Annotated in this window: 22 protein-coding genes, 1 pseudogene and 1 riboswitch; of the genes and pseudogenes, 12 read left to right on the top strand and 11 right to left on the bottom strand. The window is 68.0% G+C overall.

Annotated elements, in window-relative coordinates:
• Window positions 1–38 precede the first annotated feature (38 nt).
• Window positions 39–2,486, top strand: coding sequence for a glycoside hydrolase family 3 C-terminal domain-containing protein (locus ACFVH2_RS16700; protein WP_378428459.1), 2,448 nt, complete (start codon window positions 39–41; stop codon window positions 2,484–2,486).
• Window positions 2,487–2,542: 56 nt separating this feature from the next.
• On the top strand, window positions 2,543–3,364 hold the full coding sequence (locus ACFVH2_RS16695) for an alpha/beta fold hydrolase (protein WP_378428457.1): 822 nt from the start codon (window positions 2,543–2,545) through the stop codon (window positions 3,362–3,364).
• 7 nt (window positions 3,365–3,371) lie between these two features.
• On the opposite strand, the pseudogene ACFVH2_RS16690 reads toward ACFVH2_RS16695, so the two are convergent.
• Window positions 3,372–3,557: pseudogene (locus ACFVH2_RS16690) on the bottom strand (alpha/beta hydrolase); the annotation flags it as partial.
• A 46-nt stretch (window positions 3,558–3,603) separates the two neighbouring features.
• On the opposite strand from ACFVH2_RS16690, the gene ACFVH2_RS16685 reads away from it, so the two are divergent.
• The 4 genes from ACFVH2_RS16685 (at window position 3,604) to ACFVH2_RS16670 (ending at window position 6,555) form a co-directional block, all read left to right on the top strand.
• Window positions 3,604–4,110, top strand: a complete 507-nt coding sequence (locus ACFVH2_RS16685) for a hypothetical protein (protein ID WP_378428455.1) — start codon at window positions 3,604–3,606, stop codon at window positions 4,108–4,110.
• Complete coding sequence (locus tag ACFVH2_RS16680) at window positions 4,107–4,748, top strand: RES family NAD+ phosphorylase (protein ID WP_378428453.1); 642 nt, start codon at window positions 4,107–4,109, stop codon at window positions 4,746–4,748. Before ACFVH2_RS16685 ends, ACFVH2_RS16680 begins: the two co-directional genes overlap by 4 nt.
• Window positions 4,749–4,829: 81 nt before the next feature.
• Entirely contained in the window at window positions 4,830–5,462 is a 633-nt protein-coding gene (locus ACFVH2_RS16675) for a DUF998 domain-containing protein (protein ID WP_378428451.1), read from the top strand.
• Between the two features lie 43 nt (window positions 5,463–5,505).
• Entirely contained in the window at window positions 5,506–6,555 is a 1,050-nt protein-coding gene (locus ACFVH2_RS16670; protein ID WP_378428449.1) for a tyrosine-type recombinase/integrase, read from the top strand.
• A 22-nt stretch (window positions 6,556–6,577) separates the two neighbouring features.
• On the opposite strand, the gene ACFVH2_RS16665 is transcribed toward ACFVH2_RS16670, so the two are convergent.
• From ACFVH2_RS16665 to ACFVH2_RS16640, 6 genes are all read right to left on the bottom strand, one after another.
• A complete protein-coding gene (locus ACFVH2_RS16665; protein WP_378428447.1) occupies window positions 6,578–7,369 on the bottom strand; it encodes an ABC transporter permease in 792 nt (263 codons plus the stop codon).
• The gene (locus ACFVH2_RS16660) at window positions 7,366–8,328 is read right to left on the bottom strand and encodes an ATP-binding cassette domain-containing protein (RefSeq protein WP_378428445.1); all 963 of its coding nucleotides are present in this window, start codon (window positions 8,326–8,328) and stop codon (window positions 7,366–7,368) included. Before ACFVH2_RS16660 ends, ACFVH2_RS16665 begins: the two co-directional genes overlap by 4 nt.
• Window positions 8,329–8,448: 120 nt before the next feature.
• Complete coding sequence (locus tag ACFVH2_RS16655; RefSeq protein WP_378428443.1) at window positions 8,449–9,057, bottom strand: hypothetical protein; 609 nt, start codon at window positions 9,055–9,057, stop codon at window positions 8,449–8,451.
• Between the two features lie 1,323 nt (window positions 9,058–10,380).
• On the bottom strand, window positions 10,381–12,198 hold the full coding sequence (locus ACFVH2_RS16650) for a VWA domain-containing protein (protein ID WP_378428441.1): 1,818 nt from the start codon (window positions 12,196–12,198) through the stop codon (window positions 10,381–10,383).
• 330 nt (window positions 12,199–12,528) lie between these two features.
• The gene (locus ACFVH2_RS16645; protein ID WP_378428439.1) at window positions 12,529–12,669 is read right to left on the bottom strand and encodes a hypothetical protein; all 141 of its coding nucleotides are present in this window, start codon (window positions 12,667–12,669) and stop codon (window positions 12,529–12,531) included.
• A 209-nt stretch (window positions 12,670–12,878) separates the two neighbouring features.
• Complete coding sequence (locus ACFVH2_RS16640; RefSeq protein WP_378428437.1) at window positions 12,879–14,282, bottom strand: wax ester/triacylglycerol synthase family O-acyltransferase; 1,404 nt, start codon at window positions 14,280–14,282, stop codon at window positions 12,879–12,881.
• A gap of 499 nt (window positions 14,283–14,781) precedes the next feature.
• Between ACFVH2_RS16640 and ACFVH2_RS16635 the strand changes: the two genes are divergently transcribed.
• Window positions 14,782–14,982: a hypothetical protein gene (locus tag ACFVH2_RS16635; RefSeq protein ID WP_378475714.1), complete on the top strand. Its 201-nt coding sequence runs from the start codon at window positions 14,782–14,784 to the stop codon at window positions 14,980–14,982.
• Between the two features lie 56 nt (window positions 14,983–15,038).
• On the opposite strand, the gene ACFVH2_RS16630 is transcribed toward ACFVH2_RS16635, so the two are convergent.
• From ACFVH2_RS16630 to ACFVH2_RS16620, 3 genes are all read right to left on the bottom strand, one after another.
• On the bottom strand, window positions 15,039–15,491 hold the full coding sequence (locus ACFVH2_RS16630) for a nuclear transport factor 2 family protein (RefSeq protein WP_378426636.1): 453 nt from the start codon (window positions 15,489–15,491) through the stop codon (window positions 15,039–15,041).
• 139 nt (window positions 15,492–15,630) lie between these two features.
• Window positions 15,631–15,852 carry a hypothetical protein gene (locus tag ACFVH2_RS16625; RefSeq protein ID WP_378426634.1) on the bottom strand — a complete coding sequence of 74 codons (222 nt, stop codon included), beginning with the start codon at window positions 15,850–15,852 and terminating at the stop codon, window positions 15,631–15,633.
• Window positions 15,853–15,966: 114 nt separating this feature from the next.
• Entirely contained in the window at window positions 15,967–16,662 is a 696-nt protein-coding gene (locus ACFVH2_RS16620) for an alpha/beta fold hydrolase (protein WP_378426632.1), read from the bottom strand.
• A 295-nt stretch (window positions 16,663–16,957) separates the two neighbouring features.
• On the opposite strand from ACFVH2_RS16620, the gene ACFVH2_RS16615 reads away from it, so the two are divergent.
• The 5 genes from ACFVH2_RS16615 (at window position 16,958) to ACFVH2_RS16595 (ending at window position 20,733) form a co-directional block, all read left to right on the top strand.
• Entirely contained in the window at window positions 16,958–18,256 is a 1,299-nt protein-coding gene (locus tag ACFVH2_RS16615; RefSeq protein WP_378426631.1) for an MFS transporter, read from the top strand.
• On the top strand, window positions 18,217–18,582 hold the full coding sequence (locus tag ACFVH2_RS16610; protein ID WP_378426629.1) for an MFS transporter: 366 nt from the start codon (window positions 18,217–18,219) through the stop codon (window positions 18,580–18,582). Before ACFVH2_RS16615 ends, ACFVH2_RS16610 begins: the two co-directional genes overlap by 40 nt.
• 261 nt (window positions 18,583–18,843) lie before the next feature.
• A complete protein-coding gene (locus ACFVH2_RS16605; protein WP_378426627.1) occupies window positions 18,844–19,194 on the top strand; it encodes a hypothetical protein in 351 nt (116 codons plus the stop codon).
• A 150-nt stretch (window positions 19,195–19,344) separates the two neighbouring features.
• Window positions 19,345–19,668, top strand: a complete 324-nt coding sequence (locus tag ACFVH2_RS16600; RefSeq protein WP_378426626.1) for a hypothetical protein — start codon at window positions 19,345–19,347, stop codon at window positions 19,666–19,668.
• Between the two features lie 768 nt (window positions 19,669–20,436).
• Window positions 20,437–20,733 carry a nuclear transport factor 2 family protein gene (locus ACFVH2_RS16595; RefSeq protein WP_378426624.1) on the top strand — a complete coding sequence of 99 codons (297 nt, stop codon included), beginning with the start codon at window positions 20,437–20,439 and terminating at the stop codon, window positions 20,731–20,733.
• On the opposite strand, the gene ACFVH2_RS16590 is transcribed toward ACFVH2_RS16595, so the two are convergent.
• Entirely contained in the window at window positions 20,713–21,441 is a 729-nt protein-coding gene (locus tag ACFVH2_RS16590) for an MgtC/SapB family protein (RefSeq protein ID WP_378426622.1), read from the bottom strand. The two genes, ACFVH2_RS16595 and ACFVH2_RS16590, sit on opposite strands and share 21 nt — an antisense overlap.
• A gap of 741 nt (window positions 21,442–22,182) precedes the next feature.
• A riboswitch (M-box (ykoK) riboswitch) is annotated at window positions 22,183–22,356 on the bottom strand.
• Between the last annotated feature and the right edge of the window lie 187 nt (window positions 22,357–22,543).

Raw genomic sequence — 22,543 nt, 5'->3', positions numbered from 1 at the left:
GGGCCCGGTCAGCGTGACGACACGAAGGAGCGTGGGTTGTGGACGAGACGAGACTGGGAGGGCTCCTCGCGGAGCTGACGCTGGAGGAGAAGGTCGGCCTGCTGACCGGCGCAGACTTCTGGTCCCTGCACCCGATCGCGAAGATCGGCCTGCGCGAGGTTCTCCTGTCGGACGGCCCTAACGGCGTCCGCGGCACGACCTGGGACGAGCGCGACACCAGCCTCCTGTTCCCGAACCCCTCCGCACTGTCCGCCACCTGGGATCCCGAGCAGGTCGAGCGTGCCGGGGCCCTCATGGGCGCCCAGGCCCGGGACAAGGGCATCGCCTGGTTCCTCGCCCCGAACATCAACCTCCACCGCTCGCCGCTCGGCGGCAGGCATTTCGAGTGCTACTCCGAGGACCCGCTGCTGACCGGGGCGAGTGTGGCGGGCTTCGTCTCGGGCGTGCAGGCCAGCGGCGTGGCCGTGACGATCAAGCACTACATCGGAAACGAGTCCGAGACGGACCGCATGAGCTACGACGCGCGGATCCCCGAGAAGGCCCTGCGCGAGGTCTACCTGGCGCCCTTCGAGGCCGGGGTCCGCGCGGGCGCGTGGTCCGTCATGGCCTCGTACAACTCGGTCAACGGCGCGAGCCTGACCGACAACCGGCGACTGCTCACCGACGTCCTCAAGGACGAGTTGCGCTTCGACGGAGCGGTCGTGTCCGACTGGTTCGCCACGCGTTCGACGGCCGCGTCCGCGAACGCCGGCCTCGACGTCGCGATGCCCGGGCCACACAGCCCGTGGAACGAGGCCCTGGTCGCCGCGGTCCGCGCCGGCGAGGTCTCGGAGAGCGTCGTCGACGACAAGGTGCTGCGCGTGCTCCGGCTCGCCGCACGCACTGGCCACCTCGACGGGTTCGACGGACCCGGTCCGTCGACCACCCCCGCCGACGCGGGCCAGCAGCTCCGCGACATCGCGGCACGCGCCATGGTCGTGCTGCGCAACGAGGGCGGCGTGCTGCCGCTGGTTCCGGCGTCGATGGGCCGTGTCGCCGTCCTCGGCCCGAACGCGGCGCTGCTGACCGCTCAGGGCGGAGGCTCCGCGCACGTCAACCCCACGCACGTCGTCAGTCCGCTGACCGGGCTGCGCGAAGCCTTCGGCGGCGCGGTCGAGATCGACCACCAGGAAGGCGTGTCGACGCAGCGCATCCTTCCGGCGATTCCGGTAGATGTCGCCCGTGACCCGGAGACCGGCGAGCGGGGCTTCCGCGTCGACTTCCTCTCGACGGCCGGCGACGTGCTCGGCACCGAGCTCCGGCTCGCGTCCCGCCTGGTGTACATGGGCACACTCCCCGCGGGCACCGCCGAGGTCCGGGTGCGGACCGACCTCACCGTCACCGAGGCGGGCACGCACCAGTTCTCCGTGTCGGGGGCCGGGAAGTACTCGCTGACGGTCGGCGCGTCCGAGTCCCACGCGATCACCCTCACCAGCGCCGGCGACGACCTGATCGAGAATCTGGTCAAGCCGCCGGAGCACCGCGTCTCGGCGGAGCTCGCGGCCGGGACGATTCGGGTCGAGATGCGCGCGGCCACACCGAGTTTCCCGATGGCGATGTTCGGCCTGAACCACCAGGGCCCGCGCCCGGCCGCGGACGACGCGTTCGCCGCCGCCGTCGACGCCGCGCGCGACGCCGACGTCGCGCTGGTCTTCGTCGGCACCACCGACGAGGTGGAGAGCGAGGGATTCGACCGCACCGACCTGCTGCTGCCCGGACGCCAGGACCAGCTGGTGTCGGCGGTGGCCGCGGTGAACCCGAGGACGGTCGTGATCGTCAACGCCGGTGCGCCGGTGGAGATGCCCTGGCGCGACGAGGTCGCGGCGGTGCTGTGGGCGTGGCTGCCGGGACAGGAGGGCGGCCACGCGATCGCCGACGCGCTGACCGGCGTCGTCGAGCCGGGCGGCCGGCTGCCCACGACCTTCCCCGCGGTCGGCGCCGACGCACCGGTGCTGTCGACCCGGCCCGTGGACGGCGTCATCGACTACGCCGAGGGCTCGACGTTCGGGTACCGCGGGTACGAGCAGGCGTCGATCGTCCCCGCCTATCCGTTCGGGCACGGCCTCGGCTACACCACCTGGGACTACGAGGACATCACCGCCGCAGAGACCGATTCGGGCGCGGTGACCGTCGAGGTGTCCGTCCGCAACACCGGCGTGCGCGCCGGGCGCGAGGTCGTCCAGCTCTACCTCGGCGGCGAGGGCACCGACGGCGGGGATCCGCTGCGGCTCGTCGGCTTCGCCTCGGTGACCGCCGGGGCGGGTGACGCCGCGACCGCGCGGATCACGGTGGACCGCCGGACCCTGGCCCGCTGGGACGAGTCGGAGTCGGCGTGGCGGGTGGCCGGCGGTTCACGCTCGCTGGTCGCGGCGCGCTCGGCCACCGACCGCCGGCTGACGACCCGGATCGAGCTGAAGGGCACCGCTGAGTGCACCTGGGACCTCTGACGACCTGCTACCCCTCGACCGAAGCCCCCGTAAACCTCGACAAGGAGAACGCTTTCATGACCGTAACTCTGTCCCGCGTCACGATCTCACGCGGCGAGCTGTCCTACTTCGACGCGATCCCCGACGGCGAGACCAAGGGCACCGTCGTCATGGTCCCCGGCTTCACCGGATCCCGGGAGGACTTCCTGCCGATGGCGCCGTTCGTCACCGCCGCCGGCTACCGCCTGATCTCGTACTCTCAGCTCGGCCAGTACGACTCGGACGGCCCGGACGGCCGGGACGCGGTCGGCGAGTACACGATCGCCAAGTTCGCCGTCGATCTCGCCGAGGTGCTCGACACGCTCGCGCCCGACGAGAAAGTCCACCTCCTCGGCCACAGCTTCGGCGGCATGGTCACCCGGGCCGCCGCGCTCGACGACCCGGCGCGGTTCCTGGACTACGTGATCCTCGACTCGCCGCCGAGCGGCCGGGACGTCGGAACGGCCGTGGACATGACTCAGATCCCGGAGCTGCTGTGGGCACGCGGCAACGAGGCGCTGTGGAAGGCCATGTTCGGCGCCTTCGAGGAGATCTTCCCGGCGCCGGTCAAGGAGTTCTTGCACAACCGCATCCTGGCCACAAGGACCGCCAACATCGCGGGCATCGCCCTGACCATGAGCGCCGAACCGGACCGCGTCGAGGAACTTGCCGCAATCGGCCTGCCTATCCTCGTCGTCGCGGGCGAGCACGACGTGATCCCGGTGGACGTCCAGGCCGACGCCGCGTCCCGGCTCGGCGTGAAGTTCGAGATCATCGCCGGTGCCGCCCACACACCGAACGAGGAGAAGCCCGAGGAGCTGACGAAGGTGCTCGTCGACTTCTGGGGCGGAGCGGCCTGAGCTGCGATCAGGCCGAGCCCGTCGATTCGCGCGCGGCCTCGTCGATCAGATCCACGACGGGGCCGGGCCGCGATGCGAGTGAGGCGTGACTCGCATCGAGTTCGACGATCTTGCGGGCGTTCATCCGCTCGGCCATTCGACGTTCGTTGCCCGGGTTGATCATCCGGTCTGCGATGGACACCTGGTACCACGACGTTGACCTGCTTGACTTGACCTACTTGACCATGGAGAATGGGGGCATGAGCAGCCCACTGACCGAGGTCATGGCAGCGGAACTCGCGGCCAGCGGCATCGACGAGACCGAGTTGAACCCCGCCGACGTCCAGTACGTCGAGCACCGCATTCGCGACGTGCTCTCCGGACTCAAGGCCCGACGCGCCTGGGAGAACCACATCGGTCCGATCCTGACCCACAAACAGACCCTCGAGGTGACCGGCTGGACCAAGCAGGCACTGAGCCAGGCGGTGCGCGAGCACCGCGTGCTGCGCCTGGTGGCCGAGGACGGGTCCACCGGCTACTCGGTCGCCGGGTTCGACGACAACTCGCCCGCCCGCCCGCTGCCCGGCGTCAAGGACGTCCTGCGGGCCTGGTCGCACGCCGACCCGCGCGGCTGGATGGTGGCGTCGTGGCTGATGAGCCAGCAGCCCGAACTGGGCGGACGCACCCCGCGGCAGGCGCTGCTCGACGGCGACCGGTCGCTCGCGCTCGACCTCGCACGCCAGGCCTCCGATCGGGTGGCCGCGTGAGCGCACCCCGCGCCACGCAACACCTCTCGTCTCCCCCGCCGCCGGATCACCTTCGAGACCGCTTCCCCGCCACCGACATTCCCCCGGGCACCACGTTGTATCGCACCCACGGCGCGGCCTTCGCACCGTGGTGGTTCGGCAGTCGCGGACACGGTCGGTTCGACCTCGCCGACCCGCGCGGCACCTGCTACGCCGCCGAGTCGGAGCAGATCACCCTGCTCGAGACCTGGGGCGGCATCCGGGTCGTCCCGAGCACCGAACTGGTCGGCCGCGCGATCTCCCGACTCGAACTCGCCGCGCCGCGGCGGGTCGCGGACCTCACCTCGAACCTCGCCGTGCAGTTCGGCGTCACCGCCGAGATCTTCACCACCGCCGACTACCACCTCACCCAGCTGTGGGCCGCCTCGCTGAACGCGGCCGGATACGACGGGGTCCGATACTGGGCGCGGCACGATCTCACCCACGACCGCGCCTGCATCGCACTGTTCGACGACGGCGGCGACCGAACCCATTCCAGCGTCGCCGCCAGCGACTACCTCGTCGCACGCACCGACAAGCTCGCCGCCCGCGGTGAGCTGTTCGACGAGCTACGCGCCACCTCCGGCATCACGATCCTGGCCATCCCCCACTCGCTGTAGCCAACCGGCTCGAGCCTCGGATCCGTATCGATTCGCTCGAATTCGACCCGGCCGTCCGTCGACGTGGTCGACCATGGTCGGGTGGAGGCCATTCCGCGCACAACTGAGCACGCGGCGGTGTCCGGCGTCGTCGGCGCCGGTGCGGCCCGGTGGACGACGATCTCCTCGGCGGCAGCCCCGGTGCTGCTGGTGGGCGGCTGGTTGGCCGCGGGCAGCAGGCAGCCACCGGCCTACAGCCCGGTCCGGCAGTCGATCAGCGTGCTCTCCGGCGACGCCGCGACCGACCAGTGGGTGATGACGACCGCCCTGATCGCGGTGGGAATCTGCCAGTTGGTCACCGCCGCAGGACTGTACGGGGTGCGACCGGCGGCCCGGGTGGTGCTCGCCGCCTCGGGCCTGGCCGGCATCGCGATGGCGATGATTCCGCAACCCGAGGTCGGGTCGATACCGGCGCACGTCGCCCTCGCGGTGGTCGGCGCCATCACGATCACGCTGTGGCCGGCCTTCGTCGGCTCGCGGGCGCACCGCTGGCCGTCGGTCCTGAGCGTGCCGGCCTCGACGGCGGTCACGCTGATCTTCGTCGTGTTGACGGTCTGGGTTCTCGTCGAGGCACAGGGCGGCGCCAACTTCGGCCTGTCCGAACGGATTTGCACGGGCATCGAGTCAACGTGGCCCTTCCTCGTCGTCCTCGCACTCAGGCGCAGCGCGCCGTAGCTGCCGTTCGGGTCTGTCGTACCGGTCGGACAAGATGGACCCCATGCCCGGACAGCATCGGCTCGCACCCTGGTTCGAGGAGTTCCTCGTTCACCGCAGCACAGCCAAGCCCTCCCCCAACACCCTCAAGGCGTACCGCCAGGACTACCAGTCGATCGCCGGTCCCCTCGCGCGCGCCGCGGGGGTGGGCGTCGCCGAGCTGACGGTCGAGGTGATCGGCAAGGGCTCGATGCGTGCGGCGTTCGCGGAGTACGCACGAAACCACCAGGCCGCCTCCATCCGTCGTTGCTGGTCCACCTGGAACATGCTGTGCGAGTACCTGTTCGCCGCGGACGCCATCGTCGCGAACCCGATGTCGTCCGTGCTGCGTCCGAAGATCCCCAAGACCGTCCCGAAGTCCTTCCGCGCGGACTCGGTCGAGCGGCTGATCGCGACGCTGCAGTCGCCGGACGCGGGCGATGCCCGCGCCTGGCCGGAACGGGATTTCGCGCTGATCCTCACCGGCCTGCTGACCGGGATGCGCTCGGCGGAGTTGATCGCCGTCGATCTCGGTGACCTACGTGACGACGCGGGCGACGGGCCCGCCGCCGCCAAGGTCATTCACGTGCACGGCAAGGGCAACAAGGAGCGGGTGGTGACGGTCGAACCGGTGGTGGTCGACGTGCTCGGCGACTACCTGGTCAGCCGGTCCGAGCGATTCCCGGACACGGTCCGGAGGCGGCCGTCGAGCGGTGCGGGTCCGTGGGACCGGTTCCGGCCGGCGGACCCCATGTTCGTCGGACGCGACGGTGAGCGGATCACCCGCGGCACCCTGCAGTATCGCGTCGAACGCGCCTACCGCCGCGCCGGCATCAACGGTGACCGAGCGAAGGGCGCTCTCGTGCATCAGCTTCGGCACACGTTCGCCACGGCGATGGCAGACCAGAACGTGAGCGTCTACACGCTGATGCGGATGCTCGGCCACGAGTCGATGACCACCACCCAGCGCTACACCACCGGAGCGGGAGCGGCCGTGCGCGACGCGGCGGCCCTCAATCCCGCGTACGCGCTCGTCGGCCGGAACACGGCGACCCCCACGGCGGCGCGCGAATAGATTGCCGTGCCGCGGAGTCGGATCAGGACAGCAGCGCTCGCTGGTACTTGCGCACCGACAGCGGGACGCACACGGCCAGCAGCAACGCGACCCACAGCAGTGTGTAGGGCACCGGGTGCTGCAGCGGCCACACGTCGGCGACCGGCACCACCGCGCTGGTGTTCCCGAACAGTTCGCGGGCCGCCTGGGTGACGGCCGAGACCGGATTCCACTCCGCGAGGGTACGGAGCACGGGGGGAAAGTTGTCGCTCGGCACGAAGGTGTTCGCGATGAAGGTGAGCGGAAAGATCACGATGAACGAGGCGTTGTTGACCACCTCCGGCGTCTTCACCGTCAGGCCGACCACCGCCATCAGCCAGGACATGGCGTAGGCGAACAGCAGGAGCAACGCGTAGCCTGCCGCCGCCTCGAGCACGGACGAGTGAATCCGCCAACCGACGACCAGTCCGGTGATCGACATGATGACCACCGTGAGGACGTTGGTGCCGACGTCGGCGGCGGTGCGGCCGACCACCACCGCCGAACGGGCCATCGGCAACGACCGGAACCGGTCCATCACGCCTTTCTGCAGGTCCTCGGCGAGGCTGGTTCCGGTGATCGTGGCGCCGAAGATCACCGTCTGGACGAAGATCCCGGCCATCAGGAACTCCTTGTAGCTGACGCCGGGGACGGCGATGGCGCTGCCGAACACGTACGCGAAGAGCAGGACGAACATGATCGGCGACAGGGTCGAGAACACCAGCAGGTCGGGCACTCTCTTGATCTTGATCAGATTGCGTTTCGCGATGATCGCGGAGTCGTGGACGATCCTCACGGCCGGTCACCGCCCGACTCGTCCACCAGGTGCCCGGTGAGGCTGAGGAACACGTCGTCGAGGTTCGGCCGTCGCAGGCCGACGTCGAGGACGGCGATGCCCTCCGCCTTCAGCCCTGCAAGCGCCGCCACGAGGTCGTCGGTTCCGCCCGATACCGGAACACTCACCCGCCGAGTCTGCTGGTCGACGCTCGGCTGCTCGCCTCCCAGCGCGGCCAGCAGCGCGCAGGCGCGGTCGACCGGACCGAGATCTGCGAGCACGAATTCCAGGCGTTCCCCACCCACCCGGCTCTTGAGCTCGTCGGGCGTGCCCTCGGCGATGACGGAACCCTTGTCCAACACGATGATCGAATCGGCGAGCCGATCGGCCTCCTCCAGGTACTGAGTGGTCAGCAGGATGGTCGTACCGTCTCGGACGAGGTCGGAGATCAAGCCCCACATGCCGATCCGGCTCCGTGGGTCCAGTCCCGTCGTCGGCTCGTCGAGGAACAGCACTCGGGGTGCACCGATCAGGCTGGCGCCGATGTCGAGTCGCCGACGCATGCCGCCCGAGTACTGCCGGACGGTGCGGTCCCGCGCATCGAGCAGATCGAACCGAGCTAACAATTCGTCCGCGCGCCTGCGTGACTCGGCCTTGCCGACGCCGAAGAGCCGGCCCACCATCTCCAGGTTTTCGTACCCCGTCAAGTACTCGTCGACCGCGGCGAACTGGCCGGTCAGCCCGATCGTGGCCCGCACTTCGTCGGCACGAGTCACCACGTCGAGGCCGAACACGGACGCACTGCCGGAGTCGGCCCTGAGCAGGGTGGCCAGTATCCGCACCGCGGTCGTCTTACCGGCGCCGTTCGGACCGAGCACACCCAGGACCGTCCCCTCCGGGACCGTGAAGCTCGTTCCGTTGAGGGCCAGCGTCTTTCCGTAGTGCAGAACGAGGTCGCGGACCTCGACCGCTGCGGCCATACAGCCTCCCTTTGCGGAGTGGGTCACGCACACATCGGGATACGGGCCGGGACTGGCGTCGCAGTCCCGGCTCCGCCCACCGCGACTCGGAGTAGTCCGCCGAACTGGGTCGGCGTCCGATCAGGGCAGCGTCCTCAGGAAGTCGAAGACCGCGGGCTGCGCCGCCGGATTCGCGTTGACCACACCGGTCACCGCGCCGATCGTCGCACCGATCGCTGCACCGGGGATGCACCCGACGAACAGGAAGAGCACGCAACCGACCACCGCGCCGATAGCAGCACCGATGTTGGCGTTGACCTGGCCTCCGTGCAACCAACCCCACTCGATCTGGGTGACCATGTTCTGGTACGCGGTCTCGCTGTAGACGGGGTGGACACCGAGCACGGCGGGATCCGGCATCTGCGGCGTCAGGGTCAACGAGCGCCCGTCCCCGCCGATCGCGGCGGAAATCGGGACCAGCGCCCCGTCGATGCCGTAGGCGAGCGGAATACGCACGAGTTGGGCACCGCCGTTGTCGACGATGTCGACCGCGGTCCCTCCCGACGCGAGCCTGAACGCGCCCGAATCGAGCACCGTCGCCACCGACCGACCTCCCGGCTGCACCGACGTCTGGTAACCCACCGTCGCATCACCCTGCGGCGGAGCCGAATTGGCATAGGAGGTACCGGCGCCGATCCCCATCGCCGCAACTACGGCCACGGACAACACCGCGGCCTTCTGAAGTTTCATCTTGGGGCTCCTCCGATAGCGGGAAGACGGCCCCGATCAGGTCGTAGACCGTCAGGAACATCCTCTAGAATAGAGTCCGGATGGCTTCGCGTCTGCCCCATCCCCGAGGTATCGACGACCCTGTCGCCGACATTGATTCACGCTCGAGCCGTCCCTTTCGAGGGGGCGGCAATGTCCTCGACGAGCCGGGTCGCCAGCTTCTCGGACGACTGTGGAGAATTCGGGGGTTGGTGGAGCACTGGCTCTTCCTCGTGGCCAACCAGCGCGAGTGGCGGCGCAGCCCATCCGGCGCATCTGACAGCGGACCATGGCCATACCGGCCATCGAGGCCGGCGGCATGTTCTTCCGGATCACCGGCCTCGAGGCGCCGGCCGCGGTCAGGCCCTCGTGCCGGCGATTGGGCAGATCCGGAGTCACCGCGACCGCCGTTCCCATACCGACGACCGCGACATTGCGGCGAGCACTGACGCCGACCAGGTCCACACCCAGCGGGTCGAGCATGGCGATCGTCGTGCGGGCGTTGCCCCGCCATCCCCTCTTCCATGGCGGCGTTGGCGACCCGGTTGCGCAGCACCTGCCCAGAACGCGGCTCGACGGGCGAGTCCAGATTCTGGACTCACTTGTGCTGTCGACCGGCGCGGTCACGATCTTCCGCGACAGTTGCCCCCGAAATTCCGCGCGAAGAGGTCCTTTTCCACAGCCCGGATCCGGCTCGATGCGACATCATCGCGGACGCTGCAGGCACTCGGTGCCAGTGAATCGGCGGTCCGCTAGTCAGGCCGGTGCACGCACATAGGCTCTCCCGGTGTCATGACGCCGTTCAGTTTGCGGATATTCACCTCGACCGGTGACAAACGCGCGACGGCCCCGCCGGGGAGGCGGGGCGATCGCAGACTGGAGGCGGTTCGTCAGCGCAGACAGCCTGACCCGCTTCCTCTCACGTCGGTCGTCAGATAACGGCACCTTCGAAGAGGACGCTGTACAGCCCGCCGATCACGAACGCAGCGACGTAGAGCGGTCACCTGATCGGATCGCCTGCATTCGCGCCCTCCTGAAGCCAATTCATGATTTCGATCGAACCCATGTCCCCCACTCCTCATTTCACGCTTACGATGTCCGGCGACCGTGTCGCCGCGGGCCAGCCCCAAGGTAGTCGACACTGGAGGTGGTTGTGGATCTGGTTGCCGCGGAGCAGGAAGCATTGCGCGAGCGGGGGTCCGGCGTGACGAACGTCCTGCGGGACGATTCCGAGGGGCGATGTCCGCACGAAAGCGACAGGAACCCACTCACGGGGATCGCCAACAACGTGTTGACCCGCAATGGCTAGCTTCGGCGCCTGCGCACGGCGAACCAGCCGATGACGATGCCGCACAAGGCAACTCCTGCGACGGTGGTCGTGATCGCCATGGTCGACAACCTCGACTCCGACCGGACCACCACCTCGACGGCCCCGTTGTCGATCACGCCGCCTGGGGCGCCCGGACCGGATGTCGGCGTGACGGCCACCAAGGTGGCTGCCACGTTCTCACCGAAGATGCCGGCGGGCACGCCCGTCGCGTAGGCAGGACCGCCCTCGCCCGCGCCCCCGACCGTCAGGTCCAGCCGGATCGGCACCGGCAACCCGCCCCCCTTCGACGACGTCGAGCCCACCTTGACGGCGATGTAATACCACCCCGGCAGGGCGGCCTTGTGGACCGCGAGGTCGTCGGAATCGCGGTTGGCGTAGCGGACCGCCGCGGTGGCCAACGCGGAATCTTTTGACGGCAGCACATCGTCGGAGCCGGTGTAGGAACTGAAGTCCGAGGCGATCTCTTCGCGGCCGGGCGAGTACAGGTTGGTGCGCACCTCGGACACGTCCTCCACGCCGTGGCTGCCGTTGCCCGCGAAGTGCACGCGATAGGACAGCCCCTGCCCCCAGCCCAGTTTCACGCGGTAGAAGACGAACTCGCCGCGCCGGACGGTGTCGGTGTAGCGGCCGCCGCCGTCGAGGGTGGTCGCGACGTTGAAGGAGCCCCCGCCTGGCGTGGGCGTGTCCGCGCCGGACGGTTCGGTGAAACCGGTCGGGGTGGGCGCGGCGGCAGGCCCCGCGTCGGTGGCCGCGGGCTCGATGCCGACGAGCAACTCGACAGGGATCCGTTCGGGCACGCCGTCGGACACCGTGCTCCAGGTCGGTGCGAAGTAGTAGCGTCCACCGCCCCGGCACCCGTCCGCCACGCCGGCCCCGGCGCGGGCCTCGGTCGCACGGTCGAACGCCGTGGCCACCGTCAGGGCGGCGCCGCGGCTCGAGCTGACCACCTGCTCGAACTCGAACTCGTTGCAGTCCTGGCCGTCCCGGCCGTACACCCGCAACTGCAGAACATTGTTGTCTCGGTTGGGTTCGACGCGCCGGCCCGGTGCGGCAGGGAAGGAGACGGTGCCACTGAAGTACGCCGTCGCGCCATCGGGGATGTCGACGGCGTAGTAGCGCGTCTCTTTCTGGCCGATGGTGTCCAGGTGCTGCCCTGGCGGCGCCACCGGGGCGGTGTTGTACGTGGGTGTCCCGGAGATCGGTGTACCGGCCGCCACGTAATTGCGCAGCGCCGCAGCCGTGACCCGCGGCAACGTCCGCTCCAGCGCCGTCCCGTCTGCGGCATCGGTGTACGTGCCGCCGGTGGCCTGAGCCATGCAGGTGAGCTGGGCACGGGCCCTGCCGTCGACCGCGAAGCCGATCGCGTGCATCACCAGATCGACGCCCTGCGCCTTCAGTTCACTGGCAACCTCGCACGGTTCGGGTGGGGAGCAGGTGTCGTCACCGTCCGAGACCAGCACTATCGAGCGCGGACCCGAGTTCGGGAGGGCGGCGGCGGCCTGGCGCAGCGCGCTGCCCATCGGCGTCCAGCCGCTCGCCTTGATGCCGTCGACCGCACCGGTCAGCGCGGCCCGGTCGAGGGTGTCCGGCTTGTGCAACACCTGCACGTCGCGGCATCCCGCGGCCTTCTCTGCCTCGTCACTTCCGGTGCCGGTGCCGTAGACCGTCAGCCCCACCTTCGATTCGGCAGGTGCCGCACCGACAAACGTACGGACCGCACTCTTGGCGGCATCCATCATCGTGCCGGCCGGATCGGGACGCTGCATGGATCCGGACGCGTCGAGAATCAGCATGGTCGGCGCGTAATGCGGGCCAGATTCCCCACTCCCCTGCGCCTGGGCAGGCGATCCGGCGATCGCGAGTCCGATCAGGCCAACAGTCAGCCCCGCAGTCAATGTCGTCAGTCGCTCTGAAATCCTCGGCATTGTCCCCCACCAGCTTCGTGTCCCCGGTTGCATTCGAGCCCCGACATTACAGACACGGCCGGAATGGCCGTGTCCCGCCGAGGAATTCACCCCAGGATCCCGCACAGCGTCATCACGCTCGGCCGGGAGGCCATCGCCATACGGGACCCTGTACGACTCGGTCCACCAATCCGCCACCAGCCGGAACGACGTCGGGCTTCACAGCCGTGTCGTCTCCGTTGGTTCGCTCCCGTCGAAGGCGTACATGGCCTCGATGCGGGCCTTGATCTCCTCGGTGCTCAGCGAGCCACCGTAGGTTGCCGCGTGGCCGGGTGTCGTCCGAGTCGGTGTGAAGTACACGTGCGTCTGTTCCTGTCGTCGGTCGAATGTGGTTGAGCCGGTGATTGGTTCACCAGGTGTGTCGGATCCTCATGGCAGCGAGTCCGACCCGGGGGACGAACGCGGCGCCGACCGCGAGGGCGGACGTCGCCCGCACGCGGGAGGGCGACGGGTGGGGGTTCCGGAGGGTGCGTGGTGCATGCGTGTCCCGTCTGGTCCGATTCCGGTTTCTAGAGGCCGACGGCGCGTTCGAGGGCGCCGAGTTCATCGTCGAGGTGGCCGAGAAGCGGCGCCAGCGGGGGCACGCTACGCCGGCAGCCGGTGAGCCCGAACGCGATCTCGTCGCCGGTGCTGGTGCAGGTGATGTTCAGGGCCTGCCCGTCGACCGGGAGCGAGAGCGGGTACAGCGCGGTCATGCGGGCGCCGTTCCAGTACAGCGGCGCCTGCGGTCCGGGCACGTTGGAGATCATCACGTTCGGCGGCCGGACAGGGCCGCCGATCCCGTACATCCCCAGCGCCAACGGGACGGCACCGAGCGCGCTGGCGGCCAGGACCTGACCACGGCTCAGCGCAGCCATCGCGTCCTTGCCCTCGGTCATGAAGTCGCGCACCGTCTCGAGCCGCCGCGTCGGATCGTCGAGATGGGTGGCGAGGTTGCACGAGAGCATCCCGATCGCGTTGCCCCTCTCGGCGTCCCGGTTCTCACCACGCAGCGAGACCGGCACCATCGCGATCAGCGGGTCGTCCGGCAGCGCGCCGAGCGCAGCCATGAACGTGCGCAACGCGCCCGAGCACATCGCCAGGACCACGTCGTTGACGGTCGCGTCCGCGTGCTTGGCGACCAACCGCAGCCGCTCGAGCGGCCACGACCTGGCCGCGAACCGGCGCGCCCCGCCGATCGGCACGTTGAGCATCGAGCGCGGCGCCGACAGCGAGAGCGCGCCGCCTCGGTTGTGCAGCGCCCGGTCGACGGTGCCGGCGAGGACGGGCAGCAGCCCGGCCACCTCGCCGACCGCACCGCCCACCGCACGCAGGACCGCCGCCGGCACGTCCAGCGGATTCGCCCCGCCCGGAGACGGGGCGCCGACCACCGCCAGGTGCCGCTCCTGCTCCCGTACCAGTGGCTCCCACGGCGCGGGCATCGCGCGCTTGTCCGGATCCTCGCTCAGCGCGCTGCGCAGCAGCTTCATCGCCGACACCCCGTCGGCGAGGGCGTGGTGAATCTTCATGTACACCGCGAAGCGGCCGTCCGCGAGGCCCTCGATCAGGTGCACCTCCCACAACGGCCGGCTGCGGTCGAGCAAGCCGGCGTGCAGGCGGGAGACCAGATCCATCAGCTCAGCGATGCCGCCGGGAGCGGCCAGCGCGCTGTGCCGGACATGGTGACCGAGATCGACCTCGGTGTCGGATTCCCAGCCCCACTGCCCCAACGAGGTCACCGAGCGGGCGGCCCGCCTGCACAGCAACGGGGCCACCTCGCCCCGCGCTAGCGCCGCATCGAGCATCGCCCGCACATCGCGTGCGTCGGCGTCTTCTGGCGGCTCGAACACCGCCAGGCCCCCCACGTGCATCGGGTGTTCACGGGACTCGCCGAGCAGGAACATCGAATCAGCCGGTGACATCGGCAACAGCAAAGGTTCAGCCTTTCCATTTAGTCCGTGCAGGACCGCGAGCGGTCCAGCTCCCCGACGGAGCTGTGCGTTCAGGCGTCTTCTCGTTGTGCGCGGACCACAGCAGTTGTGTGATAGATCACAACCGGTGCCGCAGGCGTCTTTTGTACATCACGATTGCGGCCGACGCCAACCGGTCGAATGTTCAATTTCCGCTGGTGGCAGGCGATTTCGACGCTCCGCACACCTTCCCGCGGCACGCTCTGCCGGCGCCCGGATCGGCGGCTTTCCCCTGGTCACGCGGCATGTCCCGACCGTCGACCCGCACCGAGAACAGTCACGACCGTTCGGTCGGCCGACACGGGAGGTGGCCGGGTCGAAAATCACGCCACGATCCGCCGACCGACACCAATGCCGCCCGCATGAAGGGATCTTCACCTCACCGAATACGCCTGTCCGGCACACCTACTCGTCGAACCCTGTAGATATCGGGCGTCCAGCTCGCAGTAACACCCACCCGACCATGTTTCCCCCGGACCTCCCCTGGAACATCGACCCGTACTACAGCACGCCGGTGGCCCTCGGGGACAAGGTCACGTTGTGGACCCCTGCGGCGCCGGGTGAGCACTCGCTGACGGCAGATCAGACCTCCGCGTGCGGGCCCATTCAGACTGTCACCGTCAACCCCGCCACTCCCCTCGGCCCGGGCCGCCTCGTCGCATGAGTGCGTATCGATGCCGCACGACCCCGTGACGGCGGCCTCGACGGGCGTGCCTGCTGCTACGAGCGGTGGTCCTGCGGCCATCCCTGCGCGTCGAACACCGCGATGGGGTCCAGGTAGTCGCGCCAGTGTGCCACCTTGCGGTCCTTGACGGTCACGACGGAGACGAAGCGGTTGTCGTACGGCCGCGCCGTCTGGACCGAGGTGCCGTGCACCTCGTATTCCAAGACGACGACCGAGGTCTCGGGGTCCCGGTGGACGCGGAGGTTGTCCGCGCTTCGTAGCTGAACGTAGTCGCCGTAGTCGCTGTACAGGTCGATGATCCCCTGCCGTCCCTCGACCCGCCGGGGGTACCCCGGCACGGTGATCACGTATTCGAAGACCACGTCCTCGGCCAGCAGGTCGTAGTAGTCCTCCCCGTCGACAAGGCCGTCCAGCCCCTCCTTGATGATGCGGAAGAACGGGCTGTTCGCCCCGACCAGAGGGGTGTTGTCGTCAACGGTCTTACTCACTTCGCCTCCAGGGGCCAGGTATGGGCGTTGCACTCGGCGAACTCGCGGAAGCCGGCGGGCTGGCGCCGTTGCCGAGTCGCTGCACTAATCGAGTCGACCGTCCTCGATCAATGACGGCGAGCGTTGGTGGGCCAAGGATTCAGGCCTTGTAGCCGGCTGAGATCTGGCCGACGAGGACCGCGAACGGCATGTCGATCGCCTCGTAGAGGGCACCGGCCTCCGCGAGGGCATTGTCGGCGAGGGCCTCGACCATGAGGGTGCCGTAGTCGGTGACGATGACGATGACGCCCGCCTGGAGCATTCTGAGCAGTCCGGCCTCCCGCTTTGCCCGACTGAAAGTGCCGGAGGCGTCCGAGGCCACGTATGTGTCGTACCCCGCGGCCCTCGCCGCGATTGCGGGGTTCGCGGCAATGCCCGACGCGCAGACCGCTCGAACTCCCGCCTGCTACGGACTGAGCCCCCTGCTCCAGGCTGATTACGCCCCTTGACAGGATTTCGCAGCGGCGCGGATCACGTCGATCACCAGGCCGGGCTGGGACAGCATCGGGACGTGGCTGCTGTCCGCCTCGTAGGTGCTCGCGTTCATGCGTTTCGCGCAGAAGCGCTCCAGCTCGGGATGCACGGTGCGGTCGTTTCTGCCCACGATGTACCAGCTCGGCTTCGACTTCCACGCGGTGCCCGCGACCTGCTGGTCGAAGAGGTCAGCAGCGGGCACACCTTGGGTCGCGAGCACGAGCCGCTGTTCCTGTTCGGAGAGGTCGCCTGCGAAGCACTCGATGCCGTCCGATCGCAACCAGATGCGGCCCTCAGCGATCTCGATGTGCGCGAACACATCCGTCGTGGGGAACTTGGCCTGCAGGCTCTGCGACGTCTCGTCCTCGTCCGGGGCGAGTGCGGCGATGTACACGAGCCCCGCGACACGGTCGTCGGTTCCGGCCGCCGTGATGACGGTGCCACCGTACGAATGCCCGACAAGGATGGCCGGGCTTGTGACCCGGCCCAGCGCCCGCTTGACCGCGGCGACATCGCCTTCCAGGGTGTCGAGGCTGTTCTGCGTGGAAACCACCTCGTGTCCCTCTGCCTGCAATGCGGGTATCACCTTGCTGAAGCAGGATCCATCGGCCCACAAGCCGTGGGCGAAGACGATGCTCGGTGTGGTCGGTGTCGACATGATGCGCACCCTCCCTCGGCACGAATCAGCCGGATCCGCACCGGACTAGGTTTTGTTCTCCGTCTTCGAACCGTGACGGCCGGATCGGCCCCACAGTCACCATCGTCCTCCCACGACCCGCAGCGAGGCCGAGTTTTCGAGGGTCTGTCCCTGGAGCCCGCGGCCGGGTTCGGGACGTCGTTCCGCTCCGCGTCATGCGCGCGGCAGGGGCCGACCTCGGGCGTGGTACCCGCTTTGACGCACGGTAGACCGCAAGTCATCAGCGCGATTGGCGGCGTGCGCCGATGATGGTCGAATGAGCTCCGACGCCGAGGTATCGGGATGGGCGCCCTTCAGACGCCGCATGTTCACCGCGTTGTGGCTCGCTCAGTTGGGTTCCAACATCGGCACCTGGATGCAGACTGTCGGTGCGCAATGGATGCTCGTCGACGTCAGTCACGCCGCGACGCTGGTGGCGCTGGTGCAGACGGCCAGCATGGCCCCGATGCTCTTGTTGGCGTTGCCCGCCGGGGTTCTGGCCGACGTGCTGGACCGGCGGTGGCTGCTGCTGATCACGCAGGCGGCCATGGCCTCGGTGGCGGCGGTGATCGCCATCCTCACCGCCGCCAATGTGATGACCCCGGCACTGTTGCTGACGATGACGTTCCTGCTCGGCTGTGGGGCCGCGCTCATGGCACCGGCCTGGCAGGCCATCCAGCCCGAACTCGTGCCGCGGGACCAGATCCCGGCCGCAGCGGCGCTCGGAGGAATGAACGTCAACCTTGCCCGCGCGATCGGGCCCGCGCTGGCCGGTGTACTCGTCGCCGGGCTCGGACCGGCGGCCGTGTTCGGGATCAACGCCCTGTCCTTCCTCGCCGTGCTCGCTGTGCTCGCGCTGTGGCATCGCCCCGAGGAGTCCCGTGCCGATCCCGAACGGGTCGTCCCGGCCCTGTTCGCCGGACTTCGATACGTCCGTCACGCCCCGGGAGTGCGGCGGATCCTGGTGCGCGCCGCCTTGTTCGTTGTCCCCGCGAGCGCGTTGTGGGCACTGTTGCCGATAGTCGCGCGCGACTCACTCGGACTCGGGTCGATCGGCTACGGCGGGCTGCTCGCCGCACTCGGCATCGGTGCCGTGGTCGGCGCGGCGATCATGCCGCGGATGCGCGGACACCTGTCTGCGAACGCGCAGTTGGCGATCTCGGCGTTGACGTTCGCGGCGGCGACCGCCGCACTGGCTCGGACCACCAACCTGATCCTGGTTTCCGTGCTCCTCGTTCTGGCCGGGGTGGCGTGGCTGACCGTCCTTTCCATTCTCAACGCAGCACTGAAGCTGACCGTCGCCGCATGGGTGCGAGCGCGGGCGCTGGCGGTGTACGTGCTGGTGTTCATCGGAGGCCAGGGTGTCGCATCACTCGTCTGGGGATTGCTGGCCGCGGCCGTCCCAGTCTCAGGGACGCTCCTGATCGCCGCGGCTCTGCTGGCAGTGTGCGCGGCCAGCGTGCGGCTGCTGCCACTGCATCCCGAGACGGGGACGCTCGACCGCACCCCGCGACCGCCTGGGCGGAGCCGACAGTGGTGCCCGATCCCGATCCCACCGACGGGCCCGTGCTCGTGACGGTGACCTACCAGGTCCCGGCAGACAACACCGACGCCTTCCTCACCGCGATGCGCGCGGTAGGCCGCTCCCGGCGCCGCACCGGCGCAACACGATGGGCCATCTATCAGGACTCCGCCACACCCGGGCAGTTCGTGGAGGCCTTCACGGTCGGCTCCTGGTCCGAACACATGCGCCAACACACGGACCGCGTGACCGGCTACGACCAGCAGCTTCTCGACACTCCGCGCGCTCTGGCCGACGGTCAGCCGGACGTCCGACACCTGATCTCCCCGCGAATGCCGCCGCAGGTACAGCCGACCGATCGATCGCCCAGCTCTGGGTGAACTCTCCCTGCTGGACACCGACTTTCCGACCTGGCCGGCCGAGGATCAAGTGAACAGCGCCACCTAGGGCGTCAGCAGTGCCCGCATCGGGGCCTGGGAATCGATGCAGCGGACCTGCTGGGTCGTCGACTGAAGTTCGACTCGGTTCTGCAAGGAATCTCACGAACTGCGCTACTCCGACGTCATCTACATGTCGCGGGCGGCCGAGGGCTTCTCTTCCGGTCTGCGGTCTCGAACCACAAACCACAGAGGGGATCAGCAATGGCTGGCAGTGTTCCCGTTGTCGCAGGCGCTCTTTCGACAGCAGTCTTCGTGGCATCGACGATGCCGATGATCCTGAAAGCGATCCGTACCCGAGATCTTTCGTCCTACAGCGGGGGAAATCTGATCCTCAGCAACGCGGGCAATCTCCTGTACGCCGCCTATGTCTTCAGTCTTCCTGTTGGGCCCGCGTGGGCCCTCTATTGCTTCAATTTGTCTGTCGGCGTGACGATGCTCGCGCTGTGGCTCCGCTACAGGGCGGCGCTCCAGGTCTCCGCGGCTGGCGGAGCCGTCGGTCATCCATTGCAGAACGTGAAGGCCACATCGACCCGCATTCCGATCGAGGCATAGCGGCCAGGACTCGGGCAGCGCATCGCGGCGTCCCACGAACTCTGTGGACCCCACCCCTTCCGAGTCGACGTCGTGGTGTCCGGACACCGCACCCTCATCCCGGCCCAGTCGAGAGGTTGCGAACGCACGCGGCAGGAAGGGGCCATCACGATGCCCACCCGGAAGGATTCGTGGAAGGACGACACATACGGCGTCGGTGAAGCCGCGATCCTCAACGAAGTGCCGAAACTGCTGCAAGTCGAGGAATCCCCTGGGCTGCTGTGGAAGACAGTGACCGCCGGCTTCCTCGGCGCCGCCCACCGCCCGCGGCCGCACCTTCTGCCATCAACTGCTGGATCCAGCACCAACTCGACGCAAACCGAGACCAGGGTCCTGCAACGAGTGATCCACACGCTCACCACCCACCCGGAACCCCAAAGCTCGAACAACGTCGAGGCCATTGACGACGACAACGTGCTCGGACCGGCTTACTGACCTACTCGAGATCCCCGCTCCCCCAGACGGGCTCTGGCACAGGGTGTTCACCAATTGGGGCCGTTTGGGTTCACCAATACTCGCCGCCAAAGCTCGGACCGGCCGACATTCGCTCGCATTGCGTGTTCCCTGGCGGTAGCGGGCTTTCAGATGCCCCTGATTTCCGATGCGAGCACCCGAGCACGTCTTTGTAGCCGCCGTTAGCGGTCATGAGCGGCCTCCATTCCTGCCCACCAATGGCGTCACGTTCTTCGAGGAACTCGGATGGAATGCGACCTACCTCGAATCAATCGTCGTGGGCGCAGCTCGATTCAACCGGCTCTCGCCGCCCGTTCCTCATGAAGACCTCGCCGCTCAGCAGCCCGATCCCTGGGCGCCCGGCCAGCAGCCCTGCAGTGCCGTCGTCCGATTGACTCACAAGTAATCGGCCGTTGTCCTGCCGGCCTGGTTCGTCAACAGTTCGAATCGTCGGTCACCAAGCGATAGACGAGTACCCGATGAACCACGCCGACAGGGCACAACGCCCCACCGTCGACCGGCGATGGGCGTCAGACCGCGGCGAAATCCTCGAACATGCCCTCCCCCAAACCATTCAGATCGGCGTCCCCAGCCACGCGGGGAAACTGAAGCCGATGCCGAAGAAACTCACCAACCTATCTCAGCGCCTTTGCCCTCGCGGATGCCCAATCCGACACGCTGTTTCGTGTCGTTCCGCTGCCAGCGAAACGCGATTTGCCGCACTGACACCGAGCCGACAAGGTCAGAACCATGGAAAATGAACTGCGGGAAGCCGAACTGCGACTACAGACTGCGCAGTTGGCCGGGGACCTCCAAACACTGGATGAGTTGCTCGATGATCGGCTGATCTTCACGTTCGGCGCTGACACTTTCACCAAAGCCGACGATCTCGAGTTGCACCAGAGCTCAGGTCGTGAGCAAGCTCGAGGAAGAACAACTGACCGTGCTGGTGGAAGGCACCACCGGGGTGACGTGGTTCCTCGGCGTGGTCGAGGGAAGCGCCACCGGCCCTACTTCGCACCGCATTCACTCGCCGAGTCCGAATAGGTTCTCGCTCTCGGGGTGTTCGACAGCCCACCGCACGTGCGTCACCAGTGGCTCCAGGCTCAACCGGCTGACCGCGGCTTCGAGCAGGCGGTCATCTCGTTCGGGAGCCGTGAGTTCTGCCACCACCTTGACCTGCCCAGTGCCCGGTGTGTCGAACGACTGGACGGATCGCAATCTGAATTCTGGCCTGGTAATCGCCTGCACCGTCAAACCGCGCACGTGCGCTTCGGCGTCCTCGCGGCAGGTCACCTCGAATCGATAGTCGGCGGACGGCAACTCTCGGCCGGCCTTGACCGGCTGATGATCCATCAACCGACCGAGCGGACGAAGCAGAGTGTTGGCCGCCATGATCGCCACCGTGCCGATCACCGCGACCGCGTACATGCCGCCCCCAGCGAGCGCACCCACTGCGGCTGTCGCCCACAATGTGGCGGCGGTGTTGAGTCCGGTAACCGAAGCGCCCTGCTTCATGATGACCCCGGCGCCCAGGAAGCCGATTCCCGAAACGACCTGTGCCGCAACCCTGGTCGGATCACCGGGCCCATCGAAGCTGTAGGCGCCCATGATCACGAACAGTGTCGCGCCGAGGCTGACCAGGGCATTGGTTCGCAAGCCCGCGATGCGGGCCCGCCACTGTCGTTCGATCCCCACAGCGGCGCCGAGGCCGAGGCCCAGCGCGACCCGCAGGAGAATCACCGTTGTATCCATCAAAGTTCCCTTCCTGCCCACCGCCGATCGGTGGATGAACACAATTCGCGTGGTGGTGGCCCGGCCGGGCCACAACCACCTGTGCAGTTTCCTCGGTCAGCCGCCGATGGACTGGACGACCTTGACCGCCACCAGGGCGATCAGGGCGACGTACCTGAACAAACAGATACGCCCCGCCGGCCGGGACACGCTTGTTCGCCATGTAGGCCCGCTCAGCGTGTCCCGGCGGTCGGTGTCACCAGTGCTGCGGTCCGCCGGGAACTTGATGTCCGCCCATGGAAGCAGTGATCACGGCCAACGGTGTGCGCGATGCGTGCAGGTTGGCCCGCTCCTGCGGAGTAAGGTTGTGTCGCGCCCGCAGTCGGTTGGCCGCACGCCGGCCGGCATCCAGGATCGCCGACCCGCGGAAGATCGAAACAGGGTGTACGAGAACAAAAGCCATGGTCTTCTCCTACTGGAAAGACCGGCCCCAGACTACGCCGATGCGTGCCCGTCAGGTGGGCGCCGCGTCAGTACCCTGGCCGGGAACAGCGCCCAGAGCAAGGACACGAGGCAGCCGAACAGAGGCGTCGAATCAGACGGCTGACGCACTGCCGGGGCCGGTTAGGAACGAAACAGTTGTCGAACACAGATACGGACTGTCACTGGTACTCACTTCGTTCCTCACCTCCTCGCAGCCAAGACGCACGGGGGCGTCGCACCAGGCACACAGGGAGAACGCGCTGATCGAGCAGATCTGCGCGGGCACCCCTCTCGTCAGAGCTTCGGCACTGCACGACGTGTCCCGATCGACTCGGGAAGCCACTTTGGATAACCCCTTAATCCGGGGAAATCTGTCCTAACCTTGGGCGTCTCTCGACGTCGTCAGATCAGTGGCCTGTGTTCATGCAGGAGCCTCGCCTAGCGAGGTGCGTTACGCCAGCAATGATGACCACGGTTGACGCACGATGTCAAATCGCCGTGTCCGTGCGGCCGCCGGCCCGTATGAGAATGGAAAGCACTGCCGCAGAGCGGCATACGCACCAAACAACCAAGTTCGGGAAGTCGTACACCGATTCTCGGTGTTGCCCTCGAGTTCGGCGGGGTGGCCCGATCGCGGCGG

It is taken from the genome of Rhodococcus sp. NPDC127527 (assembly GCF_042672245.1).
Classification (GTDB): domain Bacteria; phylum Actinomycetota; class Actinomycetes; order Mycobacteriales; family Mycobacteriaceae; genus Rhodococcus_G.
Note: the sequence above shows the minus strand (reverse complement) of the source record. Positions and strands in the feature narration are given on the sequence as shown.

Bases quoted from the DNA above. Each gene is read 5' to 3' on its own strand.
- ACFVH2_RS16695 (WP_378428457.1), top strand. From the start codon at position 2,543: ATGACCGTAACTCTGTCCCGCGTCACGATCTCACGCGGCGAGCTGTCC.
- ACFVH2_RS16685 (WP_378428455.1), top strand. From the start codon at position 3,604: ATGAGCAGCCCACTGACCGAGGTCATGGCAGCGGAACTCGCGGCCAGC.
- ACFVH2_RS16670 (WP_378428449.1), top strand. From the start codon at position 5,506: ATGCCCGGACAGCATCGGCTCGCACCCTGGTTCGAGGAGTTCCTCGTT.
- ACFVH2_RS16660 (WP_378428445.1), bottom strand. From the start codon at position 8,328: ATGGCCGCAGCGGTCGAGGTCCGCGACCTCGTTCTGCACTACGGAAAG.
- ACFVH2_RS16655 (WP_378428443.1), bottom strand. From the start codon at position 9,057: ATGAAACTTCAGAAGGCCGCGGTGTTGTCCGTGGCCGTAGTTGCGGCG.
- ACFVH2_RS16650 (WP_378428441.1), bottom strand. From the start codon at position 12,198: ATGCTGATTCTCGACGCGTCCGGATCCATGCAGCGTCCCGATCCGGCC.
- ACFVH2_RS16635 (WP_378475714.1), top strand. From the start codon at position 14,782: ATGTTTCCCCCGGACCTCCCCTGGAACATCGACCCGTACTACAGCACG.
- ACFVH2_RS16620 (WP_378426632.1), bottom strand. From the start codon at position 16,662: ATGTCGACACCGACCACACCGAGCATCGTCTTCGCCCACGGCTTGTGG.
- ACFVH2_RS16615 (WP_378426631.1), top strand. From the start codon at position 16,958: ATGAGCTCCGACGCCGAGGTATCGGGATGGGCGCCCTTCAGACGCCGC.
- ACFVH2_RS16605 (WP_378426627.1), top strand. From the start codon at position 18,844: ATGGCTGGCAGTGTTCCCGTTGTCGCAGGCGCTCTTTCGACAGCAGTC.
- ACFVH2_RS16600 (WP_378426626.1), top strand. From the start codon at position 19,345: ATGCCCACCCGGAAGGATTCGTGGAAGGACGACACATACGGCGTCGGT.
- ACFVH2_RS16595 (WP_378426624.1), top strand. From the start codon at position 20,437: ATGGAAAATGAACTGCGGGAAGCCGAACTGCGACTACAGACTGCGCAG.
- ACFVH2_RS16590 (WP_378426622.1), bottom strand. From the start codon at position 21,441: ATGGATACAACGGTGATTCTCCTGCGGGTCGCGCTGGGCCTCGGCCTC.